Origin of the sequence: Variovorax gracilis, assembly GCF_030317115.1 — a bacterium.
GTDB lineage: Bacteria > Pseudomonadota > Gammaproteobacteria > Burkholderiales > Burkholderiaceae_C > Variovorax > Variovorax gracilis.
This window is the reverse complement of record NZ_JASZYF010000008.1, coordinates 272324-296467: the sequence shown is the minus strand read 5'-3', so window position 1 is coordinate 296467 and position 24144 is coordinate 272324. Positions and strand designations below refer to the sequence as shown.

At 67.9% G+C, this 24144-nt stretch carries 21 protein-coding genes; 15 read left to right on the top strand and 6 right to left on the bottom strand.

Annotated features, from left to right (window positions below):
- Positions 1–262: 262 nt before the first annotated feature.
- Positions 263–727, bottom strand: a complete 465-nt coding sequence (locus QTH97_RS18345; RefSeq protein WP_286569820.1) for a rhodanese-like domain-containing protein — start codon at positions 725–727, stop codon at positions 263–265.
- Positions 728–907: 180 nt separating this feature from the next.
- Here QTH97_RS18345 and QTH97_RS18340 point away from each other — a divergent pair, with 180 nt between their 5' ends.
- The 8 genes from QTH97_RS18340 (at position 908) to QTH97_RS18305 (ending at position 11682) form a co-directional block, all read left to right on the top strand.
- Positions 908–2023, top strand: a complete 1116-nt coding sequence (locus QTH97_RS18340) for a TRAP transporter substrate-binding protein (RefSeq protein ID WP_286569819.1) — start codon at positions 908–910, stop codon at positions 2021–2023.
- Between the two features lie 91 nt (positions 2024–2114).
- Complete coding sequence (locus tag QTH97_RS18335) at positions 2115–2771, top strand: TRAP transporter small permease subunit (RefSeq protein ID WP_286569818.1); 657 nt, start codon at positions 2115–2117, stop codon at positions 2769–2771.
- 85 nt (positions 2772–2856) lie between these two features.
- Entirely contained in the window at positions 2857–4734 is a 1878-nt protein-coding gene (locus QTH97_RS18330) for a TRAP transporter large permease (protein WP_286569817.1), read from the top strand.
- Positions 4735–4796: 62 nt separating this feature from the next.
- Positions 4797–5222, top strand: coding sequence for a ribbon-helix-helix domain-containing protein (locus QTH97_RS18325; RefSeq protein WP_286569816.1), 426 nt, complete (start codon positions 4797–4799; stop codon positions 5220–5222).
- 38 nt (positions 5223–5260) lie between these two features.
- Positions 5261–6418 carry an extracellular catalytic domain type 1 short-chain-length polyhydroxyalkanoate depolymerase gene (locus tag QTH97_RS18320; RefSeq protein ID WP_286569815.1) on the top strand — a complete coding sequence of 386 codons (1158 nt, stop codon included), beginning with the start codon at positions 5261–5263 and terminating at the stop codon, positions 6416–6418.
- 131 nt (positions 6419–6549) lie between these two features.
- Positions 6550–8589, top strand: a complete 2040-nt coding sequence (locus QTH97_RS18315) for a DUF6600 domain-containing protein (protein WP_286569814.1) — start codon at positions 6550–6552, stop codon at positions 8587–8589.
- A gap of 55 nt (positions 8590–8644) precedes the next feature.
- Complete coding sequence (gorA, locus tag QTH97_RS18310) at positions 8645–10000, top strand: glutathione-disulfide reductase (RefSeq protein WP_286569813.1); 1356 nt, start codon at positions 8645–8647, stop codon at positions 9998–10000.
- Positions 10001–10164: 164 nt separating this feature from the next.
- Entirely contained in the window at positions 10165–11682 is a 1518-nt protein-coding gene (locus QTH97_RS18305; RefSeq protein WP_286569812.1) for an AMP nucleosidase, read from the top strand.
- A gap of 108 nt (positions 11683–11790) precedes the next feature.
- Here QTH97_RS18305 and QTH97_RS18300 read toward each other — a convergent pair whose 3' ends face one another.
- Complete coding sequence (locus tag QTH97_RS18300; RefSeq protein ID WP_286569810.1) at positions 11791–12477, bottom strand: ArsR/SmtB family transcription factor; 687 nt, start codon at positions 12475–12477, stop codon at positions 11791–11793.
- A 51-nt stretch (positions 12478–12528) separates the two neighbouring features.
- On the opposite strand from QTH97_RS18300, the gene QTH97_RS18295 reads away from it, so the two are divergent.
- Entirely contained in the window at positions 12529–13779 is a 1251-nt protein-coding gene (locus QTH97_RS18295; RefSeq protein ID WP_286569809.1) for a cytochrome P450, read from the top strand.
- Here the strand turns inward: QTH97_RS18295 and QTH97_RS18290 are convergent.
- Both QTH97_RS18290 and QTH97_RS18285 read right to left on the bottom strand, forming a co-directional pair.
- Positions 13691–14659: a pyridoxamine 5'-phosphate oxidase family protein gene (locus QTH97_RS18290; protein ID WP_286569808.1), complete on the bottom strand. Its 969-nt coding sequence runs from the start codon at positions 14657–14659 to the stop codon at positions 13691–13693. The genes QTH97_RS18295 and QTH97_RS18290 overlap by 89 nt on opposite strands.
- Positions 14656–15300 (bottom strand): glutathione S-transferase family protein, encoded by a 645-nt coding sequence (locus QTH97_RS18285; RefSeq protein WP_286569807.1) that lies wholly within the window; start codon positions 15298–15300, stop codon positions 14656–14658. Before QTH97_RS18285 ends, QTH97_RS18290 begins: the two co-directional genes overlap by 4 nt.
- 109 nt (positions 15301–15409) lie before the next feature.
- Here QTH97_RS18285 and QTH97_RS18280 point away from each other — a divergent pair, with 109 nt between their 5' ends.
- The 4 genes from QTH97_RS18280 (at position 15410) to QTH97_RS18265 (ending at position 19940) form a co-directional block, all read left to right on the top strand.
- Positions 15410–16300: a LysR family transcriptional regulator gene (locus QTH97_RS18280; protein WP_286569806.1), complete on the top strand. Its 891-nt coding sequence runs from the start codon at positions 15410–15412 to the stop codon at positions 16298–16300.
- Positions 16301–16422: 122 nt separating this feature from the next.
- On the top strand, positions 16423–17373 hold the full coding sequence (locus tag QTH97_RS18275) for an ATP-binding cassette domain-containing protein (RefSeq protein ID WP_286569805.1): 951 nt from the start codon (positions 16423–16425) through the stop codon (positions 17371–17373).
- 5 nt (positions 17374–17378) lie between these two features.
- Positions 17379–18209 (top strand): ABC transporter permease, encoded by an 831-nt coding sequence (locus tag QTH97_RS18270; protein WP_286569804.1) that lies wholly within the window; start codon positions 17379–17381, stop codon positions 18207–18209.
- Between the two features lie 93 nt (positions 18210–18302).
- Entirely contained in the window at positions 18303–19940 is a 1638-nt protein-coding gene (locus QTH97_RS18265; protein WP_286569803.1) for a hypothetical protein, read from the top strand.
- A 17-nt stretch (positions 19941–19957) separates the two neighbouring features.
- Here QTH97_RS18265 and QTH97_RS18260 read toward each other — a convergent pair whose 3' ends face one another.
- On the bottom strand, positions 19958–20866 hold the full coding sequence (locus tag QTH97_RS18260) for a LysR family transcriptional regulator (RefSeq protein ID WP_286569802.1): 909 nt from the start codon (positions 20864–20866) through the stop codon (positions 19958–19960).
- An 89-nt stretch (positions 20867–20955) separates the two neighbouring features.
- Between QTH97_RS18260 and QTH97_RS18255 the strand changes: the two genes are divergently transcribed.
- Both QTH97_RS18255 and QTH97_RS18250 read left to right on the top strand, forming a co-directional pair.
- Complete coding sequence (locus tag QTH97_RS18255; protein WP_286569801.1) at positions 20956–21957, top strand: NAD-dependent epimerase/dehydratase family protein; 1002 nt, start codon at positions 20956–20958, stop codon at positions 21955–21957.
- 77 nt (positions 21958–22034) lie between these two features.
- Positions 22035–23195, top strand: a complete 1161-nt coding sequence (locus tag QTH97_RS18250; RefSeq protein WP_286569800.1) for an acyl-CoA dehydrogenase family protein — start codon at positions 22035–22037, stop codon at positions 23193–23195.
- A 21-nt stretch (positions 23196–23216) separates the two neighbouring features.
- Here QTH97_RS18250 and QTH97_RS18245 read toward each other — a convergent pair whose 3' ends face one another.
- Positions 23217–24098, bottom strand: coding sequence for a LysR substrate-binding domain-containing protein (locus QTH97_RS18245; RefSeq protein ID WP_286569799.1), 882 nt, complete (start codon positions 24096–24098; stop codon positions 23217–23219).
- Positions 24099–24144 lie beyond the last annotated feature (46 nt).

The following is a 24144-nucleotide window of genomic DNA, read 5'->3' as shown; positions in this document are numbered from 1 at the left end:
GCCGGGGGCAACACCTGCGGCCCGGCGAAGCCGGCTCCGCGGTGTTACTGAGCTCGCCCCCAGGCTTGCTCACTTCGTGTAGCCGCCCACCCCCTGCCGGGGGCAACACCTCCGGCCCGGCGAAGCCGGCTCCGCGGTGCTACTGAGCTCGCCCCCAGGCTTGCTCACTTCGTGTAGCCGCCCACCCCCTGCCGGGGGCAACACCTGCGGCCCGGCGAAGCCGGTTCCGCGGTGTTACTGAATTCGCTCAAGGCTTCCTTTTTTAGTTTTGTTTCCAGGGGAGGCCGCGGAGGCGCCAGCCGCCCTTGTGGCCGCGATGGCCCGCTTCGTCGGCGTCGCCTTCGAAACCTTCGAGGATGTTGTAGGCCTCGATGCCCAGTTCGGTGGCGCGCTTGGCGGCGGCGATCGAGCGGACACCGCTGCGGCAGAGCAATACCGCCTTCTTGCCTGACGGCACGGCGGTGCGCAGGCCTTCGTCGAAGGCCGGGTTGAAGGCCATGCCTGGCCATTGCTTCCAGGCCAGGCCGACGGCGCCGGGGATGTAGCCGACCCACTCGCGCTCTGCATCACTTCGCACGTCGACCAGCACGGCGTCGCCGTTGTTCATCCACTGTGCCGCCTGCTCGGGCGTCACGTCGCCGGCGTAGCCCGCGGCGGGTTTCACGCCGAATCTGCCTCCCGTGGAAGCATTCGCCGCGTCTGGCGAATTCGTGTCCGGCTGGGTCATGGTGCTTTCGTCCTTGTGTTTTCTAGGGTTACTGCGGGTGGCGGTGCCTTGCTTTCGCTCTGGAGGGGTCGGCCGATGAGGTCAATTTTTCTCCAGTTCGTGAAAACCCTCTTTGTCACGAATGTTTACGTATTAAAGATGGCAGTCTGGATTGTCCAGACACACCAACGGAGACACGCAATGACAGACAAACAACCGACCCGTCGACGCAGTCTGCTGAAAGGAGCGGCCGTGGCGGCCGGCGCGATGTCCGCGCCGATGGTCAGCATGGCACAGACCACTTCGCTGCGATTCCAGAGCACCTGGCCGGCGAAAGACATCTTCCACGAGTACGCCAACGACTTCGCCAAGAAGGTCAACGACATGGCGGGCGGCCGCCTGAAGATCGAGGTGCTGCCCTCCGGTGCGGTCGTGCCGGCATTCCAGTTGCTCGAGGCGGTGAACAAGGGCACGCTCGACGGCGGCCACGGCGTGGTCGCCTACCACTACGGCAAGAACTCCGCGCTGGCGCTGTGGGGCTCCGGCCCGGCCTACGGCATGGACCCGAACATGGTGCTTGCGTGGCACTACTACGGCGGCGGCAAGGCGCTGCTGGAGGAAATCTACAAGTCCATCAACATGGACGTGGTGTCCTACCTCTACGGTCCGATGCCGACGCAGCCGCTCGGCTGGTTCAAGAAGCCGATCGCCAAGGTCGAGGACCTGAAGGGCCTGAAGTACCGCACCGTCGGCCTCGCGGTCGACATCTTCACTGAGCTGGGCGCGGCGGTGAACCCGCTGCCCGGCGGCGAGATCGTTCCCGCGCTGGATCGCGGCCTGATCGATGCGGCCGAGTTCAACAACGCATCGAGCGACCGCGTGCTCGGCTTTCCCGACGTGGCGAAGAACTGCATGTTGCAGAGCTTCCACCAGAGCGGCGAGCAGTTCGAGATCCTGTTCAACAAGGGCAAGTACAACGCGCTGCCTCAGGAGCTGCGCTCCGTCATCGACTACGCCGTGCAGGCGGCCAGCGCCGACATGAGCTGGAAGGCAGTCGCCCGGAACACCCAGGACTACGTCGAGATGAAGAAGGCAGGCGTCAAGTTCTACAAGACGCCCGATGCCATCCTGCGGGCCCAGCTCGCCGCCTGGGACAAGACCATCGCCAAGAAGTCGGAGGAGAACCCGCTGTTCAAGAAGGTGCTCGAATCGCAGAAGGCCTTCGCGCAGCCCGCCGGCCAATGGCAGAACGACTACATGATCGATTTCAAGATGGCCTACAACCACTACTTCTCCGGCCAGGCGAAGAAGGCCTGAACATCATCCACCTCAGCCGCAGTCGCTGCGGCACCCGCCTTCCGGTCCCGGCCGGAAGGCGTCTTTTTGTCTGTCGTACCTCGGGCCACCGATGACAACCCAACAGATATTGCATGCCGCCGACCGCCTGAGCACGTGGACGGGCAAGACCTTTGCCTGGCTCATCGTCGCCCTGATGCTGGTGGTGTGCGCCGAAGTCTTCAAGCGCTACGCACTCAACGCGCCGACCGCCTGGATCTACGACGTCAACAACATGATGTACGGCACCCTCTTCATGATGTGCGGCGCCTACACGCTGTCGCAGGACGGGCATGTGCGCGGCGACTTCCTCTACGGCAGCATGAAGCCGCGCACCCAGGCGACGCTGGACCTCGTCCTCTACATCGTCTTCTTTCTCCCCGGCATCGGCGCCCTCACCTGGGCCGGCTGGGGCTACTACCAGGATTCGCTGGCCATGCACGAGCAGACCTTCAACGCCACGCCGCTGCCGGTGTACCCCTTCAAGTTCGTCATTCCGGTGGCCGGCGCGATCGTGATGCTGCAGGGCCTCGCGGAGATCCTGCGCTGCGTGGTGTGCCTGCGCACCGGCGAGTGGACGCCGCGCCTGAAGGACGCGGAGGAAATGGACGTGGTCGAACAGCAGCTCGCCAGCAGCACCTTCGTGGACGAGGAAGCGCGGCGCGACGTCATGGAACGCGCCAAGGACCTGGACGAAGCGGCACGGCAGCGCGGGAGGGAGTCGGCATGAGCGCCGCACGGCCGCCCGAAGGCGATCGCCCCCGCGAGGGGGTGCGTGAAGCACACGCAGTGGCAAGCCTGGGGAGGATCACATCATGAGCCAGGCTGCCATGGGGCTCACGATGCTCGGGCTCATCGTGGTCGTGATCATGCTGGGCTTTCCGACGGCGTTCACGCTGATGGGCCTGGGCATGCTGTTCGGCTTCGCCGCCTTCTACGACCCGGCCGTGCCATGGTTCGACAACCGCGTGTTCGACCTGATGGTGCAGCGCACCTTCGGCGCGATGACCAACGAGACGCTGCTGTCGATCCCGCTGTTCGTGCTGATGGGCTACGTGATGGAGCGTGGCGCGCTGGTCGACAAGATGTTCCACAGCGTGCAGCTGGCGTTCCGCCGGGTGCCGGGATCGCTCGCGGTCGCCACGCTGATCATCTGCACCTTCTGGGGCATCGCAAGCGGCCTGGTCGGCGCGGTGGTCGTGCTGATGGGCGTGATCGCGATGCGGCCGATGCTCAACGCCGGCTACGACACGCGGCTCGCTGCCGGCGTCATCACGGCCGGGGGCACGCTGGGCATCCTGATCCCGCCCTCCGTGATGATCATCGTGTACGCGGCGGTGGCCGGGCAATCGGTCGTCAAGCTCTATGCGGCCGCGATGTTCCCGGGCTTCTTCCTCGCCTTCCTGTACCTGCTCTACGTGATCGGATGGGCGCTGATCCAGCCGAAAGTCGCGCCCAAGCTGCCGCCGGAGGCGCAGCGCGCGCCGATCTCGCCGCAGGTGGCTCACATTGCCGCGGGCTACTCGCAACGGCTGCTGCCGGCCCTGGCTGCGGCGGTGCTTGCGCCGGGGCGCGCGCTCGGCGCGGCGGCAGCGGGCGTGCGCCTCAGTTGGCTGATGCTGGTGCGCTACCTGACGGTCGCCCTCGTGCCGCTGCTGCTGGCGGTGGTGACGCTAGGCTCCATCTGGTGGTACGTGACGATCTATTCGCAGAAGGACAACACGCCTCCACCGCCGGAGGTGACGCAGTCCCAGCCGGCGTCACAAGGGAGCACCGCACTGGCCGAACCGCCCGGCGCCGAAGGGCTGCAGGAGCCGCCCGGTGCAGAAGCACTGCAGGAGCCCCCCGGCGCCGAAGGCTCGGCGCCCAAGGCAGAACAAGGCCTCCAGGCCCTCGGCGAGCCGGTCGCCGCGCCGCACGCCGAAGCGGTGCCCCAGACCTTCTACACCGGCTTCTGGCTGACCTGCGCGTTCGTCCTCGCGCTGCTCGTCTGGTACTACGCGAAGATGGACGCCGAGCAGTTCGAGATCCTGCGCATGCTGGTGTCGTCGGTGATGCCGCTGGGCATCCTGACGCTGGTGGTGCTCGGCGTGATCCTCTTCGGCATCACGACGGCCACCGAATCGGCCGCGGTCGGCGCGGCGGGCGCCTTCCTCATGGCCTGGCAGGCGAAGACGCTGAACTTCCAGCGCATCAAGGAGGCCGTTTTCCTGACCGCGAAGACGACCGCGATGGTGTGCTGGCTCTTCGTCGGCTCGGCGCTCTTCTCCGCGGTTTTCGCGCTGCTCGGCGGCCAGCGCATCATCGAGGAGTGGGTGATGGGCATGAACCTGACGCCCCTCCAGTTCCTGCTGCTGTCGCAGGCCATCATCTTCGTGCTCGGCTGGCCGCTCGAATGGACGGAGATCATCGTGATCTTCATTCCCATCTTCCTGCCGTTGCTCGCGCACTTCCAGATCGACCCGCTGCTTTTCGGCGTGCTGGTGTTCGTGAACCTGCAGGCGGCGTTCCTGTCGCCCCCGGTCGCGATGTCGGCCTTCTATCTGAAAGGGGTGTCGCCGTCGCACGTGACTCTCAACCAGATCTTCGCCGGGATGATGCCGTACATGCTCATCGTGATCCTGTGCATGGTGTTCATGTACATCTGGCCGGGCCTGACGACCTGGCTGCCGAAGTACCTCTACGGCGGCTAGAGGCTGAAGCCTAGAAAAAACCATCCATCCACCATCCAACCGGATGGTGCTAGGATGGCGACATGCAAACAGCCCTCGCCCCGGTCGTCCAACGCTCCAAACTGCCCGACGCCGAGAAGATCACGATCAATCTCGGCTACGTCGACCTCGGCCATATCGACCTGCTCGTGGCCGAAGGGTTCTATTCGAACCGCACCGACTTCATCCGGACCGCCATCCGCAACCAGCTCACCGCCCACGGCGATGCGCTGAAACAGGTGGTGGCCCGAAAGATGCTGGTGCTGGGGCTGCAGCAGTTCGGCGTCGGCGATCTTGAAGCGGTTCGCCGCGCCGGCGAGAAGCTCGAGATCCGCGTGCTCGGGCTTGCCAGCATCTCGGCCGACGTGACGCCCGAGCTGGCGCTGGAGACCATCGGGTCCATCACCGTCCTGGGCGCGCTGCACGCGAGCCCTGCCGTCAAGGCCGCATTGGCCGACCGGGTCCATTGACCGGGTTCCACCACTTTTCACTCCAACCCAAGGCCCCCATGAATCCCCTTTTCAAACGGCTGATGCGGCAGGCCACCCGCCTGACCAGCGCCGGGAACCTGCACGAAGCGACGCGCGCCATCCAGCGCGCGCTGGGCGGACTGGGCGCAGGTGAATCCGCCGCCACGCGTCCTGCCGACGCCGCGCCCCCGCCCCCGCCCCCCCGGGCCGCCAACGAGGACACCCTGGTCGTCGACGTCGAGGCACGCTTCGTCAAAGCGGCTCCCTCGGGAGTCGAGCCGCCGCTCGCCCCGAGACCCTCACCCTTGCCCGCCACCGAGACGCAAGAGGAGCAGTGGATCGACGGCCTTTTCGCCCATCAGCACCGGTCCATCGCGTACAAGCTCTTCGTGCCCACCCAGGGCGCGGGCGAGCCGCGTCCGCTGCTGCTCATGCTGCACGGCTGCACCCAGCACCCGGAAGACTTCGCAGCCGGCACGCAGATGAACCAGCTGGCGCGCGAGCATGGCTTTCTCGTGCTCTACCCTGCGCAGACGCAGCACGCCAATTCGTCGAAATGCTGGAACTGGTTCAAGCCCCAGCACCAGCAGAGAGACCGGGGCGAGCCGGCGTTGCTGGCCGCCCTCACGCGCTCGGTCATGGCCGCGCAGTCGGTCGACCCGGCACGCGTCTATGTCGCCGGCCTGTCCGCGGGAGGCGCGATGGCGGACATCCTCGGGCGCACGCACCCGGACCTGTTCGCGGCGGTGGGCGTGCACTCGGGCTTGCCGACCGGCTCGGCCAGCGACCTGATGTCCGCACTGTCGGCGATGCAGAGCGGCCATGCCAAGGGCGCAGCGGGCGGCCGGATGCCGCCGACCATCGTGTTCCACGGCGATGCCGACGCCACGGTCCATCCGCGCAACGGCGAACAGGTGGTCGCCTCTGCGCTCGCCGGGCAGCCGAACGCCGCCGCTCCCGCGCCACAAGAGGCCAGTGGCACTTCGACGCGCGGCCGCACCTTCACCCGGCGCACGTACGCCAGCGCCGAGGGGCGCCCGGCGGTCGAGCATTGGGTGCTGCACGGCGCGGGCCATGCCTGGGCGGGCGGCAGTCCGAAGGGCTCGTACACCGACCCTTCGGGGCCGGATGCCAGCGCCGAAATGCTGCGATTCTTCCTTTCCAATCCGCAGCCGTCCGCCGGCGCCGTGCACTGAGCCCACACCGGCACGCGCGCCGGGCTTACACGCGGTTGCCTCCGGCACGAGATATTTGCGTTGCTTTGCATGGCGGATGCCAGCCCGGATGCGTGCTCGCGCGTTGAATCCGGAATGACAAAGGAACATCCATGAGACAACGCAGCACCTTGCTTCCGGGCCGCGCGGCCGCGTGGCTGCTGGGATTCGCATTGCTCCTGACAGGGTTTCAGGCTGCCGCGCAGCAGGACCCGCCCGGACGGGTCGGCCGCCTCAACCTCCACCAGGGTGCGGTGAGCTTCTCGCCTGCAGGCGACGACAGCTGGTACGAGGTCGTACCCAATCGCCCACTCACCACCGGCGACCGCCTCTGGACGGACCGCAACGCGCGTGCCGAGCTGTATGTCGGTTCGTCCGCGGTGCGGCTGGACGAGCAGACCAGCATCACCCTCTCCGAAATCGACGACGACACCGCGCGCATCACCGCTGCGCAGGGCAGCCTGCAAGTGCGCGTGCGCGACGACCTCGCCGGACAGCGCGTGGAGGTCGACACCGGGAACCTCGCCGTCGTCATCGATGCGCCGGGCGACTACCGCATCGAGACGGACCCCGCCTCGGACACGACGCGGGTCGCCGTCGCCACGGGCCGCGTCACGTTGTACGGCGAAGGCGGCGAATCCATGCCGCTGGGGGCGCATCAGCAGATCACGACCTCGGGCCGCAACCTCGCAGCCGCCAACGGCGCGCCCGTGCGCCCCGCCGGCGAATTCGATCGCTGGGTGGCCGAGCGCGACCGCATCGAGGACCAGTCGATCTCCGCGCGCTACGTGTCGCGCGACGTGGTCGGCTATCAGCAACTCGACGCCTATGGCGACTGGCAAAGCGATCCCGACTACGGCAACGTGTGGTATCCGCGCGGCGTGGACGCCGAATGGGCGCCCTATCGCGACGGTCAATGGGTCGACGTGGCGCCGTGGGGCTGGACCTGGATCGACGCCGCCCCCTGGGGCTTCGCGCCCGCACACTATGGCCGCTGGGCACGCATCGGCCCGCGCTGGGGCTGGGTGCCCGGCCGGCCGCACGCCCGCCCGATCTATTCGCCGGCCGTCGTCGGCTTCGTCGGCGGCGGGGCGAACCCCAACCTGCCGATACCCGGTGGCCGCCACGGCGTGGGTTGGTTCCCGCTCGCGCCCGGCGAGGCCTGGAGACCGGGCTACCACGCGAGCCAGCGCTACATCGACGAAGCCAACCGCGCCGCCCTCATGCAAAGACGCGGCGGACGCAGCGGCTACGCGAATCCTCAGACGCCAGGCGCGGTCACGATCGTGCCCACGGACGTCTTCGGCCGCGGCCCCGTCGCACGGCGCGACGTCATCCGCGTGCCGCCGGACCGTCTGGTGAGCGTTCCGATGGGCATGGGGGCGCCGGTACCGCTGCGCGGCGATCGGCCGCTCGGCCCCTTCGGCCGGCCCGCCACGATGATGCCGCCGCCCGCATTCCAGGCACGGCAACAGCAGCAGTTCCAGCAGGCGCAGCAGATGCAACAGGCGCAACAGCAGATTCAGCAGGCGCAGCGCCAACAGATGGAAGTGCAGCAGCGTGCGGCGGTGCAGTCCATCCAGGCCCAACAGGCGCAGCAAGCCCAGCAGTTCCAGAATCTGCAGCGCCAACAGCAGGAGGTCCAGCAGCGCGCGGCATCGCAGGCCGTGCAGGCGCAGCAATTGCAGCAGGCCCAGCGGCAGCAGCAGGAGATTCAGCAACGCGCCGCGGCGCAGGCGATGCAGGCGCAACAGGCGCAGCAACTCCAGCAACAGGCACTGAGGCAGCAGCAGGAAAACCAGCAGCGCGCCGCGCAAGCCCAGGCACAGCAGATGCAGCAGATCCAGCAGCAACAGCAGCAGGCTCTGCGTCAGCAACAGGAAATGCAGCAGCGGGCCGCCCAGGCGCAAGCCCAGCAGATGCAGCAGATCCAGCAGCAACAGGCCTTGCGCGTGCAGCAGCAGGTGCAGGCACAACAACAGATGCAGGCGGCGCAGCAGCAGATGTTGCAGGCTCAACAGGCGCAGCAGCAACAGGCCATCCGCCAGGCGCAAGAGGTACAGCAACGCGCATTGCAGGCACAGCAGCAGCAACGGCAGCAACGTTCGGGCCTCCCCGGCCGGGACCCCAACCAACAGCCCGACCGCCCGTAGCGCGGGCCCGGCAACTCCTTCGCCCGCCGGCTACAGTCGGCGCGAAGGAGTTCCCATGCCCACATTCGACTTCGACCTTTTCGTGATCGGCGGCGGAAGCGGCGGCGTGCGGGCGGCCCGCATGGCCGCCCAACGCGGCGCCCGCGTCGCGCTCGCCGAATGCGCCGAGCTCGGCGGCACCTGCGTCAACGTCGGCTGCATTCCCAAGAAGCTCTACAGCTACGCCGCCGGGTACGCGGAGTCCTTCGGGGAGGCGGCGGGCTACGGCTGGGATGTCGGTGAAACACGCTTCGACTGGGCGCGGCTGAAGCTCAACCGCGCGCGCGAGATCACCCGGCTCAACGGCGTCTACCGCAGCCTGCTCGAAGCCGCGGGTGTCCAGCTCATCCAGGGCTGGGCGCAGCTCACGGATGCGCACACCGTGCAGGTCGGCAAGAAGCGCCACACGGCGCAATACGTGCTCATCGCGACGGGCGGCATGCCTTTCGTGCCGGACATCGCGGGCCGGGAGCATGGCGTCGTCTCCGACGCGATGTTCGACCTCGACCCGTTCCCGAAGCGGCTGCTGGTGGTCGGCGGGGGCTACATCGCCTGCGAGTTCGCGTCGATCTTCAATGGGCTCGGCGCAGAGGTGACGCAGGTGCAGCGCAGCGCGCACCTGCTCAACGAGTTCGACGAGGACCTTCGCCAGTTCCTGGCCAACGAGATGACGCGCACCGGCATCGACATCCGCTTCAATGCCGAGATCACCATGGTGACTCGCCTCGAAAGCGGCGGGCTGTGCGCCCTGCTCTCGCGCGGGCAGCGGGTGGAGGCCGACACCATCCTCTTCGCGACCGGCCGCGTTCCCAACACGGCGGGCATGGGCCTCGAAGCCGCGGGCGTCGAGTTGGACGAGCGCGGCGGCGTGGTCGTCGATTCGCACTACCGCAGCTCGGTGCCGTCGGTCTATGCGGTGGGGGATGTGTCCTCCCGCCAGCAGCTCACCCCGGTGGCACTCGCCGAAGCCATGCGGGTGGTCGATACGCTCTTCGGCCAGGGCAAGCGGCAGCTCGACTACGAGTACACCCCGACCGCCGTGTTCACGCATCCGAACATCGGCACCTGCGGCTACACCGAGGCCGAGGCACGCGTGAAGTTCGGCAAGGTCACGATCTTCTCGAGCGAGTTCCGCGCGCTGCACCACACCCTCTCGGAGAGCAAGGAACGCGTCTTCATGAAGCTCGTGGTCGACAAGGCCAGCGACCGCGTGGTCGGGCTGCATATGGTGGGGCCCGATGCAGGCGAGATCGTGCAGGGCTTCGCGGTCGCGATGCGCTGCGGTGCGACGAAGGCGGTGTTCGACAGCACGATCGGCATCCACCCCACCGTCGCGGAAGAATTCGTCACGATGCGGGAGCCCATGCCTTGACCTGGCACACCCCCAGGCTTCGCGCACTTCGTGTCGCTGCGCCTACCCCCTTGCAGGGGGCGACACCTGCGGACCGGCGGAGCCGGATCCGCGGTGTCTTGCGAAGGGGCCGGGCTGCGCCGGCCAACCGGTGGCGGTGACGGCCGCGTGCGCCACAATGGCTCATGCCTTACATGCCTGCTTTCATTGCGCCAGCCCGCTTTACCGATCCCGACGCTGCCCTGGAGCAGGTCCGACTCATCTACAACGGTGGTTTGCAGCACCTTCGCGAGGCAATGCAGCGCTTCGTGGCGGGGGAAAGCCTGCCGGGGCGCGTGCGGGCCTGCTACCCCTTCGTGCGGGTGCACACGCACACCGTCTCGCGGAACACGCCGGTCGCCAACGCGGGCCTGAGCTACGGCTTCGTGTCGGGGCCGGGGCGCTACGAGACGACGCTGACGCGGCCGGACCTCTTCCTGCGCTACTACCGCGAGCAGTTCCGCCTGCTTCTGGAGAACCACCGCGTCGAGCTGGAGATCGGCACCAGCACGCAGCCGATCCCGATCCATTTCTCCTTCGCCGAGAACGACCACATCGAAGGCACGATGTCCGCCGAGCGACGGGCGCTGATGCGCGACGTGTTCGACCTGCCAGACCTCGGCGCGATGGACGACGGCATCGCCAACGGCACCTTCGAGGCCAAGCCCGGCGAGGCGCAGCCGTTGTCGCTCTTCACCGCGGCGCGAGTCGACTATTCGCTGCACCGCCTGCGCCACTACAGCGGCACCGCGCCCGAGTGGTTCCAGAACTTCGTCCTGTTCACCAACTACCAGTTCTACATCGACGAATTCGTGCGGCTCGGCCACGAGGCCATGACCGACGAGAACAGCGAATACATCGCCTTCATCGAGCCGGGCAACGTCGTCACCCGCCGGCGCGGGCTGGCCCCGGGTTCGAGCGAGCTGTACGGCGAGCTTCTCGACGGATCGCAGGGCACGCCGCCGGGGCGCCTGCCGCAGATGCCCGGCTACCACCTGGTGCGCGAGGACTGCACGGGCATCTCGATGGTCAATATCGGCGTCGGCCCGGCCAACGCGAAGACCATCACCGACCACGTCGCGGTGCTGCGGCCGCACGCGTGGATGATGCTCGGCCACTGCGCCGGTCTGCGCCAGGGGCAGCAACTCGGCGACTACGTGCTTGCGCACGCCTATGTGCGCGAAGACCACGTGCTCGACGAGGAGCTGCCGCTGTGGGTGCCGATCCCGGCGCTGTCCGAGATCCAGCTCGCGCTTGAAAAGGCGGTGGCCGAAGTCACCGGCACGCAGGGCACCGAACTCAAGAAGATCATGCGCACGGGCACGGTCGCCAGCACCGACAACCGCAACTGGGAACTGCTGCCCGGCAACCAGCCGCAGCGCCGCTTCAGCCAGAGCCGCGCCGTGGCGCTGGACATGGAAAGCGCGACCATCGCCGCCAACGGCTTCCGCTTCCGCGTGCCCTACGGCACCTTGCTGTGCGTGAGCGACAAGCCCCTGCACGGCGAGATCAAGCTGCCCGGCATGGCCAACCAGTTCTATCGCGAGCGCGTCGAGCAGCACCTGCGCATCGGCATGGCCGCAATCGACATCCTGCGCCAGGAAGGCTCCAGCCGCCTGCACAGCCGAAAGCTCCGAAGCTTCGCCGAAGTAGCGTTCCAGTAGATCACCCCCAGGCTTGCCCACGTCGTGTGGCCGCCCCCTCTCCAAGGGCAACCCCGACGGCCCGGCCGAGCCGGCTCCGTGAGGTTTCCCGGTCTGGGCTGCGTGCCTTCAGGGAGCAAACAGTTCGGGCATTTCGCGGTGGGCTTTGGGCGTCAAGGCGAGTGCGCGGCCGTCCAGGTCCTGACGAACCCAGCCGCGGCGCAGCGACAGCTGCAACCACGCGGCGCCGAGCGCACCGCCCAGATGGGGACGCCGTTCGCTCCAGTCCAGGCAGGCGCAGGCAAAGCGGCGGCGGGTGTTGCGCGCATCCTCCACGTCGATGCCCAGGCTTTCGAGCGCGACGGCGCCTTCGGGCGTGAGGTCGTAGTCGCCTTCCGCGACCTCTTGCAGCCAGCCTTGCGCATGCAGGCGGTCATGCAGCGCGACACCCGCCGTCCCGGCCATATGGTCGTAGCAGGTTCGCGCGCTGCGCAGGCGGCTCGGCGTCGTAGGGCGGAACTCGTTGCGCGGGGCGCCGGCGATCACCAGCAAGCCTTCGAGCGCGGCGGCGACCTCGCTGCCGGTGAGGCGGAAGTAGCGATGCTTGCCCTGCGCGACCGACTCGACGAGCCGCTGTTCCTTGAGCCGCGCCAGATGCGCGCTGGCCGTTGAAGCGGCTACCTCGGCCACCGCGGCCAGTTCCGTGGCGGTGCGGGCATGGCCATCCAGCAGGCAGCACAGCATGCGGGCGCGGGCGGGTTCGGCGATGGCGCCGGCCAGGCGCGCGAGATGGGAGTCGGCGGTGGATGCATCCATACTTCGATCGTAAACGAAGTGTGCACGCGCGAAAAGCACCAGACTGCGAGCATGAAACACATGGATCCACCGGCCGATGCGATCGCCGCCGTCACGCACTGCAATCCTTATCCGTGGTACGCCACGCTGCGCAACGGGCCCGCGCTGGTCCGCGACGAACGCCTGCATGTGTGGGTCGCCAGCCGGGCGGACATTGTTCGCGAAGTGCTGGCGAACGATGCGCTGCGAGTGCGGCCCCCGACGGAGCCGGTGCCGGGCGCGATCGCCGGCACGCCGGCGGGCAAAGTGTTCGGGCGGCTGGTGCGCATGAACGACGGTGCGACGCACGCGGCCCACAAGCCGGTGCTGCAGCGCGCGCTGGCGGGACTCGATCTGCGCGCGGCATACGCCACGGTGCTCCAGGTCGCCGACGGAATGCCGGCCGAATCCCCGTCCGACGCCTGCTTCGCAATGCCCGTTCGCGGCGTCGCGCACCTGCTCGGCTTCGCGAGCGAAGCGCTGCCCCGCGTCTCGGACTGGGTGCGCGACTTCGTCGCCTGCCTGTCCCCGCTCTCGACCGCCGCCCAGCTCGACGCCGCCAGTGAGGCCGCCGCGGCCCTGATGGCGCGCTTCGAGTCGTTGATCGTCGCCCGGCCCGCGCGCCACGGCACATTGCTGGCGGCGGTGCAGGAGCAGGCGCCGGCCGATCGATCGCGCGCCCTCGTCGCGAACCTCGTCGGCCTGCTGTCGCAAACCTGCGAGGCCACGGCCGGGCTGCTGGGCAACAGCCTCGTCGCGCTGGCGCGCGAGCCCGGTCTGCGCCGACGGGTCGACTCGCGCTGGGAGCTGCTTCCCGCGTTGGTGGACGAAGTGGCCCGCCACGATCCTTCGATCCAGAACACACGCCGCTTCGTCGCGCAGCCGACGACCATCGCGGGGATCGAACTCGCACCGGGCGAGGCCGTCCTGGTGGTCCTGGGCGCCGCCAACCGCGACCCCTCGCTCAACCCGGCGCCTGCCACCTTCGAGTTGATGCGCGCCGAACGCCGGACCTTGGGTTTCGGCCAGGGGCCGCATGCCTGTCCCGGCCAGGCGCTGGCAGGCACCGTCGCAGCGGCGGGGCTCCAGGCGCTGCTCTCTCGTGGGCTCGATGCCGATGCGCTGCTCGAACGGGGGTGGAACTATCGTCCCTCGGTCAATGCGCGGATCCCCACGTTCCACCGGCAGCCCAAGCTCATGCAGCCTTCGGCCATTGTCCCGTCGGAGCAAGGAACGGCGAGAGCGCCGCATGGCCCCATCGGAGCGGCAATGCAGCAGGCATGAGCAGCGCAGACACGACCTGCATGCGAAGCAGCCGCTCCGCGGCCGCGAAGCTCGCGAGTTCGGGGCCGTCCCAGATCGTCTCGGCCGTCACGGCCAGCTGGAGCACGTCGCCGGTTTCGAAGTCGACGAAGAGCAGGCCGGCCTTCGGATAGACGGCGATGTTGCCCAGCGTATTGAAGAACGAGTTGCCGACGAAATCCGGGACGGTCAATGTCCCCTCGCCCGTCAATCGAACGAAGCCCGGCCGGCCGCCACGGTGCGACACATCGACGCCATGCGACGCCGTCGTATCGCCGGCCGCAGGGTGGGCCGTGGCAATGAAGAAGGTGTCGGCCTTGCTCACGATCCGCCGCGCTGCCTCGTCCATGCGGTCGTTGCGCCGCGCCTTCGCAACGTCGTGGGCCCCGCTCGTGAAGAGGGGCTCTCGCGCCTGGATGTACTTGGGGCAGTTGCCGAAGCTCTGCTGCACTTCGACCGAGAAGCCGCGGGCGTCGGCCTGCTCAACGACGCCGTTCATGCGGTTGCGGCGCCGCGTGTGCGGCTCGATGCCAAGCAGCCCGAGCGGGGCGCCCGCCGAGAGCGCGGACGCCAACGGGTCACCTGCGAGCGGGCGCGCGTCGATGCGCAGGTGATGCTCGTCGGGTGATTGCGCGAAGCCGGGTGGCGCAGCGAGCACGCTCGCCCAAGGCTGATCCGCCGCATCGAGGCTGCCCACGATCAGGAAAGGCAGCTGGGCGAAGAAGGTCCGATGCTGCTCCGGCATGTAGTCCCGGATCACGCGCGGGCCGAGCGCATCCATGCGCTCGCGAACCCCGGCAAGAGTCTGCATCGCACGCTCGCCCTCATGCCAGGGCGATGCAAGGGCATCCGCGGCGTTCATGCTGCCAACCCGATGCGCGATGCCGCCATCGGCACGAAACCCGGCAATGCCTCTACCCGCGCCAGCCAATCGCGCACGCGGGGATACGCTTCGAGCGACACATTGCCCTCCGGCGCGTGGGCAATGTAGGTGTGATTGGCGATGTCCGCCAGCGTCGCGGAGGAACCTGCGAGGAACGGGCGCTCCGCCAGTTCGCGCTCCATCACGCGCAAGAGGTCGTGGCTGCGCGAGATGACCTCGGTCGCGTCCCTGGTCTGGCCGAACAGCACGATGACACGCGCCACCGACGGACCCGCCGCGAGCTGTCCGGCCGCGACCGACAGCCAGCGCTGCACCCGGGCGGCGCCGGCCGGGTCGCGCGGATACCAGCGCGCCGGGTCGGCGGCATAGCGCTCGTTGAGGTAGACGAGGATCGCGTTGGAGTCGGCCAGCGTCGTGTCGCCGTCCTCGATCACCGGCACCTGTCCGAAGGCATTGCGCTGCAGGAATTCGGGAGTGCGATGTTCGCCGGCACGCAAGTTCACATCGACCGTCTCGAAGGGCACCCCGAGCAGCGAAAGAAACAACTTCACCCGATGCGTGTGGCCGGATATGGAAGGGCCGTAGACCTTGATGGGTCGGGCGGGACGAGCGGTTGTCATGTCGGTTCTCCTGTGGCTGTGTGCAATGGCTCGATTCTGTTTTCTTCTGTCTGATGAAGTAATGGGTCCAGATGGAGTTGACTGCTGCGTTTTCCGGTTTAATCGCTTCATGGATCGTCTTAAAGCCATGCAGACCTTCGTGCAGATCGCCGACCGGGGCAGCCTCACCAAAGCGGCCGACGCGCTCGACACCTCGCTGCCGGCGGTGGTGCGCTCACTCGCCGCGCTCGAATCCCATCTGGGGGTGCGGCTGTTCCATCGCACCACCCGGCGCATCTCGCTCACCGAGGAAGGCCGCAGCTACCTGCAAAGCGCACGCGAGGTGCTGGCCGCCGCAGACGCTGCGGACCAGGCGCTCACCGTCGACGCGGCCGAACCCGCGGGGCAGCTCACCGTCACGGCGCCGGTGCTGTTCGGCCACATGTACGTGTCGCCGGCGATCGTCCGCTTCCTGCAGCGCTACGACAAGATGCGCTGCAGCGTGCTGCTGCACGACCGCAGCGTGAACCTGCTCGAAGAAGGCATTGACGTCGGCATCCGCATCAGCGCCCTGGAGGATTCATCGCTGGTCGCCCAGCAACTCGGCAGCATCCGGCGCGTGGTGGTCGCGAGCCCCGCCTATCTCCAGGCGCACGGCACGCCCCGGCATCCGCGCGAGCTGCTCGATGCCAATTGCGTGCGCATACATCCGAGCAGCACGGTGCACTGGACCTTTCGCGACCATGGCCGGCCGCTGGCGATCGCTGCGCGCGGCAACCTGGAGTTCAATCACATCGCACCAGCCGTCGAGGCCTGCGCGGCGGGCATCGGGTTCGGGATGTTCTTCTCCTACCAGGTGATGCCTTTCGTCAGGCAGGGGCGGCTCGTGATCGTGCTGGACGAGTTCGAGCTTCCGCCGCGCCCGGTGAGCGTGATCTACCCCCATGCGCGCCTGCTGCCAGCACGCACGCGGGCATTCATCGACTGGATGAAGAGCGAATTCGCAGGCCTCAGTCTCTAGCGATCTCCCCGAGGCTTGCCCACTTCGTGCGGCCGCCCACCCCCTCTCGGGGCGCAACCCCTGCGGCCCGGCAGAGCCGGTTCCGCGGGGTATCCGGCATTGCTTGCACCGACATCGAATCCTTGTTCATACGCCACAATGCCGCGGTGCCGACGCCCCTCTTCCACGCCAGCCACCTCCACAAGCGCTACGGCACGACCACCGTGGTGGACGACCTGTCCTTCGAGATCGCACCGGGCGAATGCCTGGGCGTGATCGGGCCCAACGGCGCCGGCAAGACGACCACGATCCGCATGTGCCTCGGGCTGACCTCGCCCGACGGCGGCACCATCGAGGCGCTGGGCGGCCTCTCGATGCCGGAGGATGCGCGCGCCATCAAGGCGCAGCTTGGCGTGGTGAGCCAGTTCGATACGCTCGACCCCGACTTCACCTGTGCGGAAAACCTCCTGGTCTACGCGCGCTACTTCGGCTTGCGGCGCGCGGAGATCGCGCCGCGTATCCCGCAGCTGCTGGAATTCGCCGCGCTCTCGCACAAGGCCGACGCGAAGCCAGGCGAGCTTTCGGGCGGCATGCGGCGACGCCTGTCGCTCGCGCGCGCGCTGGTCAACGACCCGAGGCTGCTGATGCTCGACGAGCCGACCACCGGCCTGGACCCGCAGGCGCGACATCTCATGTGGGAGCGCCTGCAGGTGCTGCTGCAGCAAGGCAAGTCGATCCTGCTGACCACCCACTTCATGGACGAGGCCGAGCGCCTGTGCTCGCGCCTGCTCGTGCTGGACCACGGGCGCAAGATCGCCGAAGGCCGGCCGCGCGACCTGATCGCCGAGTACCTGGAACCCGACGTCGTGGAGCTCTACGGCAACGGCGCGCTCGAACTGGCGCAGTCGCCGCTGAAAGACTACGCGGCCCGCGTCGAGGTCAGCGGCGAGACGGTGTTCTTCTATACGCAGGATGCGCGCGGCCTGATGGCGGCGCTGGGCGACCGCAGCGGCCTGCGCACCTTCCATCGGCCGGCCAATCTCGAGGACCTGTTCCTCAAGCTCACCGGCCGCCAGATCAGAGAGGATGGTTGATTCGCATGTCGAGCCTGGCTTCTTCTTCCCCTGTCGCAGCGATGCGCTCCGTCTGGCGCCCGCCCGAACTCTCGATGCGCTGGTGGCCGGTGTTCCTGCGCAACCTGCTGGTGTGGCGCAAGCTCGCCATCCCCAGCCTGATCGGCAACATCGCGGAGCCGCTGATCTGGCTGGTGGCCTTCGGCTACGGCATGGGCGCGCTGGTGGGTGATGTGCAGGTCGACGGCACCCACATCCCCTACATCCTCTTCCTCGCCAGCGGCTCGGTCTGCATGAGCGCGATGAACGCCGCTTCCTTCGAGGCGCTGTATTCGGCCTTCTCGCGCATGCACGTGCAGAAGACCTGGGACGGCATCATGAATGCGCCGGTCGGGCTCGACGACGTGGTGCTGGCAGAGATGCTGTGGGCCGGCTTCAAGGCGATCTTCACGACCACCGCGATCCTGTTCGTGATGCTCGGCCTGGGCATCAGCCACACCCCGAAGCTCTTCATCGCATGGTTCGTGCTCGTGGGCGTCGGCATCACCTTCTCGTGCATCGCGCTGATCTTCAATGCGCTGGCGAAGGGCTACGACTTCTTCACCTACTACTTCACGCTGTTCATGACGCCGATGATGTTCCTGTCGGGCGTGTTCTTTCCGCTGGACCAGTTGCCCGGCGTGGTGCGAGCGGTCGCCGCGTGGCTGCCGCTGACCAACGCGGTGGCGCTGGTGCGGCCGCTCTTCATGGACCAGTGGCCGCTCGACTGGTGGCGACATGCGCTGGTTCTGGTGGTGTACACGGTCGTCGCGTACTGGGTTGCATTGGGACTGACGCGAAGGCGTTTCCGGGCCTGAGGCGTGCGCGCGCTCGCGCTTGTCCCGGGGGTGACTGCAAAGCGGGGCTCCGCTCCTAGACTGCGACGGGGACTTCCACAACGAGGAGACAACATGAAGCGGATCTTCGGCGGCGCCTTGCTGGCGTCGGCATTCCTTCTGGGCGCCTGCACGACCACCGCGCCGCCCACCCGGCCCGGCACATGGGCAGCGCCTGAAGCGATCGTTGCACCCTCCTCCTTCTCGGGCGTGCACGGCCTCGCGGTCGATCGCCAGGGTCGGCTGCTCGCAGGATCGGTGGTCGGCAACGCGTTGTGGGAAGTCGACCGCCAGACCGGCGCCGCGCGCGTGCTGATCAAGAGCGTCGAAGGCCAGGCCGACGACATCGCGATCGGCCCCAAGGGCGAGCTGGCGTGGACCAACTACCTGATGGGCACGCTGCGCATGCGCGAGAGCGACAGCGCACCGATGCGCGTGCTCGCCAAGGACCTGCCCGGCCTCAACTCGCTCGACTTCGACCGGCGCAACGGCAAGCTCTATGCATCGCAGGTGTTCCTGGGCGACGCGCTGTGGGAGATCGACGTCGCGGGCCAGAAGCCTCCGCGCCTGATCAAGAAGGACATGGGTGGCTTCAATGGCTTCGAGGTCGGCCCGGACGGGATGCTCTACGGCCCGTTGTGGTTCAAGGGACAGGTGGTGAAGATCGATCCGGCCAACGGCGCCATGACCGTGATCGCCGACGGATTCAAGATCCCCGCCGCGGCGAATCTCGACGGCAAGGGCAACCTGTGGGTGGTCGATGCGCGCAGCGGCGAACTGGTGCGCGTGGACCTCGCGACGGGCCGCAAGACCGTCGCCAAGCAGCTCAAGCCATCGCTCGACAACCTCGCCATCGCGCCGGAAGGCACGGTCTACGTGTCGAACATGGCGGACAACTCCATCGAGGCCTTCAATCCCGCAACCGGCGAATTGCGACTGCTCACCGGCGGCAAGCTCGCCGTGCCGGCCGGCATCAAGATCGACGGCAACGACCTCTGGGTGGCCGACATCTTCGGCTTCCGCCAGGTCGACGCCACCAGCGGTGCGGTGCGCGACATCTTCCGCATGCAGCGCGATCCGGAACTGGAGTACCCGTTCGCGGTCGGCCTGTCGGCCACGCACTTCGCGCTGACGTCGTGGTTCACCGGCACGGTTCAATTGGTGGACCGGAAGACGCTCAAGACCACCGGTGTGCTGCACGGCCTGAAGGCGCCGGTCGACGCCATTCCCATGCCCGACGGCAGCGTGATCTACGCCGAGATTGCAACCGGCAGCGTCAGCCGCGCGAGCGGGCCGAAGTTCGAGAACAAGGAAGTCATCGCCAGCGGCCTGGCCGGGCCGGTGCAGATGACCATGGGCAAGGATGGTTCGCTTTATGTGACCGAGGCCGCGGGCAAGCTGACACGCATTCCTCTCGACGCCAGCGCTCCGCTGCGCGCCGTCGCCGAGGGGCTGGCGATGCCCGAAGGGGTGGCTCAGACACCGTGGGGCACTTTCATCGTCGCGGAGAGCGCGGCGCGGCGGCTGGTTGAAATCGACATCGCGAGCGGCACGCGGCGCACCGTCGCGGAAAACCTGCCGATCGGCCTCGAAGGCGGTCCGGGAATGCCGCCGCCCTACGTGCCGACCGGCGTGGCGGTCGGAAGCGACGGGACGATCTACATGACGGCGGACCGCAACAACGCGCTCTACCGGATCCGGCCACAGCGCTGAAGGCTCGAAGGGCGTGATCAGGCCGGGGCGCTGCCGGCGTTGCAGTACGACGTCAGCGCGGCGACCAGGTGCGCGAAGGTCGCGCGCACCCGTCGCATGCGCCGCAGATCCTCGTGCATGGTGACCCAGGTCTCCAGCTCGTAGCGGAACTCGTTCGCCAGCACCGGCACCAGCAACGGGTCGCGCAGCGCGAGCCCCTTCTGGCAGATGCCGATGCCGAGGCCCGCGCGGATCGCGCCCAGTTGCGCAACCTGGCTGTCGGTGCGGCAGCTGAGCATCGAGCGCTTCAAATCGACGCCAAGCGCACGCAACGTGCTCAGGTAGGCGGTCTCGCGGTCCGGGCCGATCAGCGCGAATCGACCGAGTTCATCGAGCGCTGTCGGCGTCCCGTGCTTTTCCAGGTAAGCGGCCCTGGCGTAGAAACCCAGCTCCACCACGCCGACTCGCGTGGCCACCATGGCGGCCTGCGTCGGCCGCACCATGCGCACCGCGATGTCGGCTTCGTGCCGCAGCAAGTCCTCGTTGCGGTTGGTGAGGCTCAGTTCGAACACCAGGCCTGGCTGCGCATCCTGCAATTCGGCCAGCACCGCAGGCAGCACCTCCGCGCCCATCACGTCGCTGGCGGTGATGCGGACCGTGCCCGACGCGGCATCGGTGTCCGCCGAGGCGGCGCGCGCAAATGCGTCGGCCGCGGCGGCCATGGTTTCCGCGTGGGTGCCAAGCTCCCGCGCCGCATCGGTCGGCGTCAGGCCGCTGGGCGAGCGGGTGAAAAGCGCCACGCCGATGGAACGCTCCAGCGCATCCAGGCGGCGGCGCACCGTGGGTTGGGCGATGCCGAGCGCCCGGGCTGCGGCCGACAGGCTGCCCTCGCGAAGGACGGCGAGGAAGGCGCGCTGGCTTTCCCAGTCCAGTGGATTCAAGCTCATACATTTCATGCTAGCCGATGGCATCGCCATGACAATTGTGTTTACACAGCCCCGCCCCAAGAATTGACCTTTCACGAAAAGGAATGCTCATGGAACTAGGTATGGCCTTGGTGCTCGGCGCGACGGGCGGGATCGGCGGCGAAACGGCGGCAGCGCTGCTGCGGCGCGGCTGGCGGGTTCGGGCGCTGGCGCGTGACCCGGCGAAAGCGGCGGCGCAATGGCCGGCCGGCACGGCGCAGCCGGAATGGGTGGCGGGCGATGCGCTCGACGCCGACAGCGTGATCGCCGCCGCGCGGGGCGCGTCGCTGATCGTCCATGCCGTCAATCCGCCTGGCTACCGCAACTGGAGGACGCTGGTGCTGCCGATGCTCGAAAGCACGATCCGCGCGGCCGAAGCCTCCGGTGCGCGCATCGCGCTGCCAGGCACCGTCTACAACTACGGTCCGGACGCGTTCCCCGACCTCGTCGAAACCTCGCCGCAGCATCCGGACACGCGCAAGGGCGCGATCCGCGTCCAGATGGAACAGCGCCTGCGCGAAGCCGCCGGTCGCGGGGTGCGCACATTGATCGTGCGGGCCGGCGACTTCTTCGGGCCACGCTCCGGCAATAACTGGTTCGCCCAGCTGGCAAAGCCCGGCCGGCCGCTCGCCGCGACCACCGACCCGGGCCGTCGCGGGGTCGGCCACCAGTGGGCCTACCTGCCGGACGTGGCGGAAACCATCGTCCAACTCGTCGAACGGGAAAGCGCGCTCGCCGCCTTCGACACCTTCCACATGGCTGGGCACTGGGATGCGGACGGCACCCGGATGCAGGCAGCCATCCGCCGAGCGTGCGGGCGGCCCGATCTGCCGGCCAGGCGCTTTCCCTGGTGGCTGGTGACCCTGGCGTCGCCTTTCGTGCCCCTGTTCCGGGAGCTGCGCGAGATGCGCTACCTCTGGGAGCAGCCGGTGCGCCTGCGCAATGCACGACTGCTGTCGGTCCTTGGCAGCGAGCCGCATACCGCGCTGGACACTGCCGTGGCAACGGCGCTGCAGGGGCTGGGCTGCCTGGGCGATGGAGGACCGGCCGGCGCCCTTCGCAGCACCCTGTAGCCACTTCCCGCAAGCACGGCGGACTCGGCCGGACCTAGAGTCGGCAAAGCTGACAGTGGACCGACCGGAGACAAGGCATGCAGTACACGCACGAGCATCTCGAGATCCAGAAGACGATGCGTCGCTTCATCGACGAGGAGATCAATCCCCATGTGGACGAATGGGAGGCCGCCGAGAGCTTTCCTGCGCACGAGGTGTTCGGGAAGCTCGGGGCGCTCGGGCTCCTGGGGCTCAACAAGCCGGAGGAATACGGCGGCGCCGGCCTCGACTACTCCTACGCGATGGCGCTCGCCGAGGCGCTGGGCCACGTGAGCTGCGGCGGCGTGCCGATGGCGATCGGCGTACAGACAGACATGTGCACACCCGCGCTCGCGCGCTTCGGCAGCGACGCCCTGCGCCGCGAATTCCTGGTGCCCGCCATAGCCGGCGCCACGGTGGGCTGCATCGGCGTGAGCGAGCCCGGCGCCGGCAGCGATGTCGCAGGCCTCAAGAGCCACGCGCGCAAGGACGGCGATGACTACCTCATCACCGGCCAGAAGATGTGGATCACCAACAGCCTGCAGGCAGACTGGATGTGCATGCTGGTCAATACCGGCGACGGGCCGGTGCATCGCAACAAGTCGCTGGTCATCGTGCCGATGGACAGCCCCGGCATCGAGAAGGCAAGGAAGATCCGCAAGATCGGCATGCACTCGAGCGACACCGGGCTCATCTACTTCGACAACGTCCGCGTGCCACAGCGTTACCGCATCGGCGAGGAAGGCCAGGGCTTCGTCTACCAGATGCAGCAGTTCCAGGAAGAACGGCTGTGGTGCGCCGCGAGTTCGTTGCTGCCGCTGGACGACTGCATCGCCGAGACCATCGAATGGGCGCAGCAGCGCAAGCTCTTCGGCGGCACGCTGGCCGACCAGCAGTGGGTGCAGTTCAAGCTCGCGGAACTCAAGACCGAGGTCGAGGCCCTGCGCGCCCTCACCTACCGCGCCTGCGACCTGCATGTGCAGGGCCAGGACGTGACCGAACTGGCCTCGATGGCCAAGCTCAAGTGCGGCCGGCTCACCCGCGAGGTGGCCGACACCTGCCTGCAGTTCTGGGGCGGCATGGGCTTCACCTGGGAGAACCGCGTATCGCGCCTGTACCGCGATGGCCGGCTGGCCTCGATCGGCGGCGGCGCCGACGAAGTGATGCTGGGCATCCTCGCGAAGACGATGGGCATCGCGAAGAAGCCGCCGAGGGAGTGATGCTCCGGCGGCAAGGCGGGCCTAGCCGCCGCCGAGGTCGGCGCTCTCCGGGTCGGCCGAACTCCTCTGGATCCAGTCGATGAAGTTGGCGACTTCGCTGCGCTGGGAGTGGCGCTGCGGACACACCAGGAAGTGCGCCAGGACCTTCACGCACCAGTCCTTGTCGAAGACCTTGCGCAAGCGCCCCTGGTGAAGATGGCCCGCGGCGATGGACGAGCTGTCCAGCGCGACGCCAAGACCCTGCACCGCCGCATCGAGGGCCATTGAAGTGCGATCGAAACGATAGGCGAACTGGCCGACCGCGACGTCGACGTTGCGGCTGCGAAACCAGTCCCCCCATTGCACGACGTTGACGACCGACTGGATCAAGGGCACGTGCAGCAGGTCTTCCGGGGTCTCGATGCGATGCTGCTCGATGAACGCCGGGCTTGCCATCGGCTGGATGCGCTCCTCGAAGACCGGCTGCACGTGCAAGTGCGGCCAGTTGGGCAGACCGTAGCGGATATCGATGTCGATCTGTCCGCTCGAGAAATCCGAGTGCACGGCCGACGACGACAGCGACAGCGCGATGCCCGGATGCGCCTTCGCGAAGACCGCGAGCCGGGGCATCAGCCACAGGCTCGCGAAGCTCGGCGCGGCGTGCACGTACAGCGAATTCCGAACGCCCTTGCGCACGTTGTCCGTGGCCGAACTGATCGTGTCGAGCGCCACCGACACCCGGCTCATGTATTCGCGGCCCGCATTGGTCAGCTCGATGCTGCGCACGGTCCGCTCGAACAGCCGAACGCCCAGCAGTTGCTCGAGCTTGGCGATCTGGTGGCTGACCGCGGAGGGCGTGAGGTTGAGTTCGACCGCAGCCGCCGTGAAGCTCAGGCGACGCGCCGCGGCCTCGAAAGCCAGCAAGCAACTCAGCGGAGGAAAGGACGACCGCACGGGAAAACCCTTTATG

What these genes read in the sequence shown, in the direction of transcription:
- QTH97_RS18345 (WP_286569820.1), bottom strand. Translation starts at nt 727, where the DNA reads ATGACCCAGCCGGACACGAATTCGCCAGACGCGGCGAATGCTTCCACG.
- QTH97_RS18340 (WP_286569819.1), top strand. Translation starts at nt 908, where the DNA reads ATGACAGACAAACAACCGACCCGTCGACGCAGTCTGCTGAAAGGAGCG.
- QTH97_RS18335 (WP_286569818.1), top strand. Translation starts at nt 2,115, where the DNA reads ATGACAACCCAACAGATATTGCATGCCGCCGACCGCCTGAGCACGTGG.
- QTH97_RS18330 (WP_286569817.1), top strand. Translation starts at nt 2,857, where the DNA reads ATGAGCCAGGCTGCCATGGGGCTCACGATGCTCGGGCTCATCGTGGTC.
- QTH97_RS18325 (WP_286569816.1), top strand. Translation starts at nt 4,797, where the DNA reads ATGCAAACAGCCCTCGCCCCGGTCGTCCAACGCTCCAAACTGCCCGAC.
- QTH97_RS18320 (WP_286569815.1), top strand. Translation starts at nt 5,261, where the DNA reads ATGAATCCCCTTTTCAAACGGCTGATGCGGCAGGCCACCCGCCTGACC.
- QTH97_RS18315 (WP_286569814.1), top strand. Translation starts at nt 6,550, where the DNA reads ATGAGACAACGCAGCACCTTGCTTCCGGGCCGCGCGGCCGCGTGGCTG.
- gorA (WP_286569813.1), top strand. Translation starts at nt 8,645, where the DNA reads ATGCCCACATTCGACTTCGACCTTTTCGTGATCGGCGGCGGAAGCGGC.
- QTH97_RS18305 (WP_286569812.1), top strand. Translation starts at nt 10,165, where the DNA reads ATGCCTTACATGCCTGCTTTCATTGCGCCAGCCCGCTTTACCGATCCC.
- QTH97_RS18300 (WP_286569810.1), bottom strand. Translation starts at nt 12,477, where the DNA reads ATGGATGCATCCACCGCCGACTCCCATCTCGCGCGCCTGGCCGGCGCC.
- QTH97_RS18295 (WP_286569809.1), top strand. Translation starts at nt 12,529, where the DNA reads ATGAAACACATGGATCCACCGGCCGATGCGATCGCCGCCGTCACGCAC.
- QTH97_RS18290 (WP_286569808.1), bottom strand. Translation starts at nt 14,659, where the DNA reads ATGAACGCCGCGGATGCCCTTGCATCGCCCTGGCATGAGGGCGAGCGT.
- QTH97_RS18285 (WP_286569807.1), bottom strand. Translation starts at nt 15,300, where the DNA reads ATGACAACCGCTCGTCCCGCCCGACCCATCAAGGTCTACGGCCCTTCC.
- QTH97_RS18280 (WP_286569806.1), top strand. Translation starts at nt 15,410, where the DNA reads ATGGATCGTCTTAAAGCCATGCAGACCTTCGTGCAGATCGCCGACCGG.
- QTH97_RS18270 (WP_286569804.1), top strand. Translation starts at nt 17,379, where the DNA reads ATGTCGAGCCTGGCTTCTTCTTCCCCTGTCGCAGCGATGCGCTCCGTC.
- QTH97_RS18265 (WP_286569803.1), top strand. Translation starts at nt 18,303, where the DNA reads ATGAAGCGGATCTTCGGCGGCGCCTTGCTGGCGTCGGCATTCCTTCTG.
- QTH97_RS18260 (WP_286569802.1), bottom strand. Translation starts at nt 20,866, where the DNA reads ATGAGCTTGAATCCACTGGACTGGGAAAGCCAGCGCGCCTTCCTCGCC.
- QTH97_RS18255 (WP_286569801.1), top strand. Translation starts at nt 20,956, where the DNA reads ATGGAACTAGGTATGGCCTTGGTGCTCGGCGCGACGGGCGGGATCGGC.
- QTH97_RS18250 (WP_286569800.1), top strand. Translation starts at nt 22,035, where the DNA reads ATGCAGTACACGCACGAGCATCTCGAGATCCAGAAGACGATGCGTCGC.